We start from the raw sequence: 5,143 nt of genomic DNA, 5'->3' as shown, positions 1-5,143 counted from the left end.
GAGTTGCAAGTAGGGATAAAAGAGGTACCAAATGACTTCTTCGTAGATGCAGTAGTAGAGCTGGCAAAACTATCACTGCCTGTAAGATCCAGATTGATGAGGATTTTTAACGATTATTATAATGCGCAGAGATTTATATTGGATGAGAGTTTATTTGGAGATCTTCTTTCTGATTATTCAGGGGTAAAAATAGAAAAAGATGGACCAGTGTTATCATTTGGAAGAGTAAATTTTTTCAGGTCTAGTGGTCCAGTTATTAGGATTATAGAAAACTATCTACGCGATCATTATGAACGAGCTTTAAGCAATGATATATATCGCCTAGATGTAGCAATCCTTGGAGAAACCGAGCCTCACACAAGGGATTATAAAGGCATCTATGAAAGAGATCATTTGTGGTACAACTTAAAAGCACTATATCCATTACCACAGAGTTTATTACCATCGATTAAATTTGCAAAAGCGCAGATAGTATTATCAGACAGTTGGGATTTAGGAGACATAAATACGTGCTTTCCAGTTAGTAGCGTAGAAGAAAGAGGAAATAAATTTGTATTGGGAAGCGATAAACTTTCAGGGCAATATTGGAATTTAAAACACAAGCCAATTTTGGAAAGATTCAGTATTACTCACAACTACAAAGTAGAAAATTATACTGATCAAAAGATTACAAACTATGTTTTAGCAGAACACAATGTTTACTATAAAAACGATTTAGAGCAAAAAGACTCAATACATGAATTAGAAAAGCATATTTTGGTATTTTACCCAGGAGTACTGAAGTGGCACGAACATCGACATTTGCACAGAAGTTGGAAAAATAGTCAAGCAATATGTATAATAAGTTAAATACTTATATTTAGATCCTCATATATTATATTAATAATAGGTAAAAATGTATGAAATAAAAAGAAAAAGACTTGCTTTCTCATGCTAAAAAGGACATGACTTGAATAGCAGCAGGTAAATATAAGAAATTTATCTAACGCTAGAAAAGCTAGTTTTGTGAGGTAAGTATGAAGTTTAGCAAAGAATCTTTTAGTAAGTTTTTTAAAGAAGTATCAAGTAACGATATTAATAAAAGAAATGAAGAAGGAGAGACGATCTTGCACCAAGCAGTAGAAATCTCTGATTACAAAACAGTGAGATTATTAATAAAAAAAGGAGCAGAGGTAAATGCAAGAGATAAAAATGGTTATACACCTCTACACTGTGCAGTATTCGCAAAGAGTTTAGAAAATGTAAAAGTGCTGCTAAGGTCGGGAGCAGAAGTAAATGCCACTCAATATGTCAGTGGATGTACGCCACTCCACTCTGCGTGCAAAATAGGAGGAGCAGGAGTTGAAATAATAAAAGAGCTAGTAAAAGCGGGAGCTGAGGTTAATCAACTGAATAAGTACGGTGCAACACCAATGTATTACATATGGGAAAGTGAAAAGTATTGCCTATGTGATAGCAAAGAGAGTGAAAAGGCGAGCAAATTTCTGAGAGAACAAGGAGGAGTAACAAAAAGTAGAGAACTGACGTGCTATGGAATAGAGAGGTTAGTGGGAGAAATAGCAGACATGTTGAATGGGAGTTATTTACCGGAGCTAAAAATAATAGAGATAGGAGAAATAAGGAAGAGAGACAAATCACTAATAAAGGAAGAATGTGAAAATTTAGCAAGCAAAATAATAAGCCAAGTAAGTGAAATGATAGATGAGGTGGTGAGAAGGAAGGCTTAAAATTTAAAGAAAAGGTGAGGTGGATTATGTTAAAGCTTGGCAAATTTAATAAGTCAGCAAAAGAATTATTAGAGAACTCATATGAAAATATTTATGCAAGAGACGAGAATGGAAGAACAGTTTTACATTATGCAGTAGACGCAAAAACAGTGAGGTTATTAGTTGAAAAAGGAGCGAATGTGAATGCTAAAGATATAGAAGGATACACAGCACTGCACCTAGCGGTAACGGAGAAACGTCTAGAAATCGTGAGGGAATTGATAAAATCAGGAGCAGACGTAAATGCTGAGGAATATGGAAATAAATGCATACCTCTACACCTTGCATGTATGATAGGTGAAAAAGAAATAGTGGAGGAGCTAGTGGAAGCAGGTGCTGAAATAGAGCAAGCAGATAAATTTGGAATGATAGCAATGGATTATGCGAAAAATAGCAAAGAGATAACCAAGATATTGAAGAAAGAAACAGACAGAATTGAAAAGTTATTTGAACAAATAGAACCTTCTATGAGAGGCTGAAAATATGGAAAGAGAAACAGAAAAGAAAGTAATGAATTTAGAGAGAAAACCTTTGGATGAGCTGAGAAAAATATGGAAGAAGGTATATGGAGAAGAAGCGCCTAAATACTCAAAGAAATATCTGATACCAAGATTAGCTTATAGAATGCAGGAAAAAGCATATGGAGAAATGTCAAGAAAGGGGATAAAAAGACTAGAGTATCTGGCAGATCGGCTAGAGAAGGGAAAGAGAATAAGTAGTGACAAATTGCCAGTAGCAGGAACAGAGTTGATATTGGAGAGAGGTGAAGAGACGCATGGGGTAATGGTAACAGATAAGGGTTTAATCTACCGAGAAGAATTTTTCACGTCATTGTCGGCAGTAGCCGGAAAAATAATGGGAATGAGTTATAATGGGCCGCTTCTATTTGGTTTGCGTGATCAAAAGGGAAGGGAAAATGTGTAAAGGGATAAGATGTGGAATATATACGAGAAAGTCAAATGAAGACGGTCTAGAACAAAAGTTTAACAGTTTAGATGCGCAGCGAGTAGCATGTGAAAAATACATAAAGAGCAGAGAGAGTTGGGTAGCATTGGCAAAAAGGTACGATGATGGCGGATTTTCAGGGAAAAATTTAGAAAGACCAGCAATAAAGGAATTATTTGAAGATGTAAAGGCAGGAGAAGTAGATTGTGTGGTAGTATATACATTAGACAGACTATCAAGGGAAACAAAAGATAGCATCGAAGTAACATCATTTTTTAGAAGGCATAGAGTAAATTTTGTAGCAGTAACGCAGATATTTGATAATAATACGCCAATGGGAAAGTTCGTACAAACAGTGTTATCAGGAGCAGCACAACTAGAAAGAGAAATGATAGTGGAGAGAGTAAAAAATAAAATAGCAACATCGAAAGAGCAAGGGTTATGGATGGGGGGAACTTTGCCGCTAGGGTATGATGTAAAGGATAAAGAATTAATAATAAATGAGAAAGAAGCAAAAGTGGTAAGGTATATATTTGAAAGATATTTGGAGCTGAAGTCAATGGCAGAATTGGCAAGGGAGTTAAATAGCCAAGGTTACAGAACAAAATCAGATATCTTTAAAAAGGCTACGGTGAGAAGAATAATAACAAATCCAATATATGTGGGAAAGATAAGACATTATGACAAACAGTATGAAGGAAAACATGAAGCAATAATAGAAGAAGAAAAATGGAAAAAAGCACAGGAATTGATAAGGAATCAGCCATATAGAAAAGCAAAATATGAAGAAGCATTGCTAAAGGGAATAATTAAGTGCAAGAGCTGTAGTGTAAATATGACGCTGACGTATGCAAAAAAAGAGAATAAGAGATATCGATATTACGTATGCAACAATCATTCAAGGGGAAAAGGTTGTGAATCAATAAACAGAACTATAGTAGCGGGAGAAGTGGAAAAAGAAGTGATGAAAAGAGCTGAGCGCCTATATGAAAATTTGGAAGAAAAAGCAGAAGAGTGGAAAAATCTAAGTTTCGGAAAACAGAAAGAAGTAGTGAAAAAGTTAATAAAGGGAGTAATGGTAAAAGGGAATGGAATAGAAGTGAGTTCAGAGGATAAGGTGGAATTTATACCGATATGGTTAAAAAAGAAAGGAAACAAATGTACAGTAATCGAGCCAGAAGGCAAAACAAATAATGCGCTACTGAAAGCAGTGGTAAGAGCCCACCTGTGGAAACGTCAGCTAGAAAAGGGAAAATACGCAAATATAAAAGAGCTGAGTGCCAAAATTAATATAGGTACAAGACGAATACAACAAATTTTAAGATTGAATTATTTAACTCCAAAGATTAAGGAAGACATAGTGAATGGGAGACAACCAAGTAATTTGAGGCTAGCTGATTTAAGAGAAATACCGATGTTATGGAGTGAGCAACTGGAGAAGTTTTATGGTTAAACCTTTAACAGTAGTTTATTCGAAGTGCAAAGAATAGGTTAGGAAATAAAGCAGTGTTAATAAAAAGAGCTGTAAGTATGACGCAAGAATTTAGATTATTTTAGTTACTTTATTGTATAACTTGCTTTTTTCAAATAGAGGATTATATGAGTAAAATAACTTTTTTAAAAGGCAAAGAACTACTTAGAGAGGAAATAGAATCTTGTTTTAAGCAGGCAAAAATGGCAGAGGAGCCAGATCTACAGGAGCTTATGTGTATGGAGCAAGCTGAATTGATATCAGCAAAGCTTGGATGCCTTGAATATAATACAGAATTAGAGAAACTTAAGTGCCTTATAGAGCCGGAAAATGGATCACCAGTAATTATGCAAGAGGAAGTGCTTATTATCTGATCAAGTTGGTGTAGTGTAGTATGATTTGAGTGATTCCATAAACATTGTTTCAATAGGAAATGATAATTCAAGTTGAAAACAAATTAAGAATTGAAAGAAAAACTAGCCTGGCATTGGCTGAAAAAGAGGTTAGTTTTTCTTGTGTTATGGAGGAAGCTCAAAAGAGAAATACCGATGCTATGGAGTGAGCAATTAGAGAAGTTTTATGGATTAGTGTTGTAACGTTTATAAATAATGCTCACAGAAACTTATACTCAAATATGTAAGGATATTAACATAAAATAGCGAAGATCTTGATACATGTTAACAAATAGTTAAAAGCAGGAAAATCTTTCCAGCAAGGAATGACAAGTTACTTATGAGTTTAGTTCAAAATTTTAGTTAATAAATTAACTTATATTGACTTATATAAAAATATTAGTTACACTATTAGTAGTTTATTAATAAAAGAGGCTAACATCATGACAGATTTTATAGATTTTTTCAATAATGATTCAGAATTTGTTGATGATAACTTTTATTATGAAGTACACAAATATAATAAAGATGGTCAGCATATTAAAGATGATTTTTACTTATACTCGCTG

Annotated in this window: 7 protein-coding genes; all 7 read left to right on the top strand. The window is 34.1% G+C overall.

Translation table 11 applies throughout. The features are described 5' to 3' along the window. A partial coding sequence (locus Wcon_RS08485) for a phage tail protein (protein ID WP_114517513.1) occupies window positions 1-849 on the top strand: 849 nt, incomplete at its 5' end. 167 nt (window positions 850-1,016) lie between these two features. Then, entirely contained in the window at window positions 1,017-1,727 is a 711-nt protein-coding gene (locus Wcon_RS08480) for an ankyrin repeat domain-containing protein (protein WP_114517860.1), read from the top strand. A gap of 26 nt (window positions 1,728-1,753) precedes the next feature. Continuing rightward, window positions 1,754-2,245, top strand: a complete 492-nt coding sequence (locus Wcon_RS08475) for an ankyrin repeat domain-containing protein (RefSeq protein ID WP_114517859.1) — start codon at window positions 1,754-1,756, stop codon at window positions 2,243-2,245. Between the two features lie 4 nt (window positions 2,246-2,249). Beyond that, the gene (locus Wcon_RS08470) at window positions 2,250-2,690 is read left to right on the top strand and encodes a DUF2924 domain-containing protein (RefSeq protein ID WP_114517858.1); all 441 of its coding nucleotides are present in this window, start codon (window positions 2,250-2,252) and stop codon (window positions 2,688-2,690) included. Beyond that, the gene (locus tag Wcon_RS08465; protein ID WP_114517857.1) at window positions 2,683-4,164 is read left to right on the top strand and encodes a recombinase family protein; all 1,482 of its coding nucleotides are present in this window, start codon (window positions 2,683-2,685) and stop codon (window positions 4,162-4,164) included. The genes Wcon_RS08470 and Wcon_RS08465 overlap by 8 nt, the downstream gene beginning before the upstream one ends. A 146-nt stretch (window positions 4,165-4,310) precedes the next feature. Then, on the top strand, window positions 4,311-4,556 hold the full coding sequence (locus tag Wcon_RS08460; protein WP_114517832.1) for a hypothetical protein: 246 nt from the start codon (window positions 4,311-4,313) through the stop codon (window positions 4,554-4,556). A gap of 59 nt (window positions 4,557-4,615) precedes the next feature. Beyond that, on the top strand, window positions 4,616-4,744 hold the full coding sequence (locus Wcon_RS12595) for a hypothetical protein (protein WP_255565546.1): 129 nt from the start codon (window positions 4,616-4,618) through the stop codon (window positions 4,742-4,744). Window positions 4,745-5,143: the final 399 nt, after the last annotated feature.

Source organism: Wolbachia endosymbiont of Cylisticus convexus, from assembly GCF_003344345.1.
This window is presented reverse-complemented; position numbering and strand designations above follow the sequence as displayed.

Excerpts from the sequence above, each read along its gene's own strand:
- Wcon_RS08460 (WP_114517832.1), top strand. The coding sequence starts at position 4,311 with ATGAGTAAAATAACTTTTTTAAAAGGCAAAGAACTACTTAGAGAGGAA.
- Wcon_RS08480 (WP_114517860.1), top strand. The coding sequence starts at position 1,017 with ATGAAGTTTAGCAAAGAATCTTTTAGTAAGTTTTTTAAAGAAGTATCA.
- Wcon_RS08470 (WP_114517858.1), top strand. The coding sequence starts at position 2,250 with ATGGAAAGAGAAACAGAAAAGAAAGTAATGAATTTAGAGAGAAAACCT.
- Wcon_RS12595 (WP_255565546.1), top strand. The coding sequence starts at position 4,616 with ATGATAATTCAAGTTGAAAACAAATTAAGAATTGAAAGAAAAACTAGC.
- Wcon_RS08475 (WP_114517859.1), top strand. The coding sequence starts at position 1,754 with ATGTTAAAGCTTGGCAAATTTAATAAGTCAGCAAAAGAATTATTAGAG.
- Wcon_RS08465 (WP_114517857.1), top strand. The coding sequence starts at position 2,683 with ATGTGTAAAGGGATAAGATGTGGAATATATACGAGAAAGTCAAATGAA.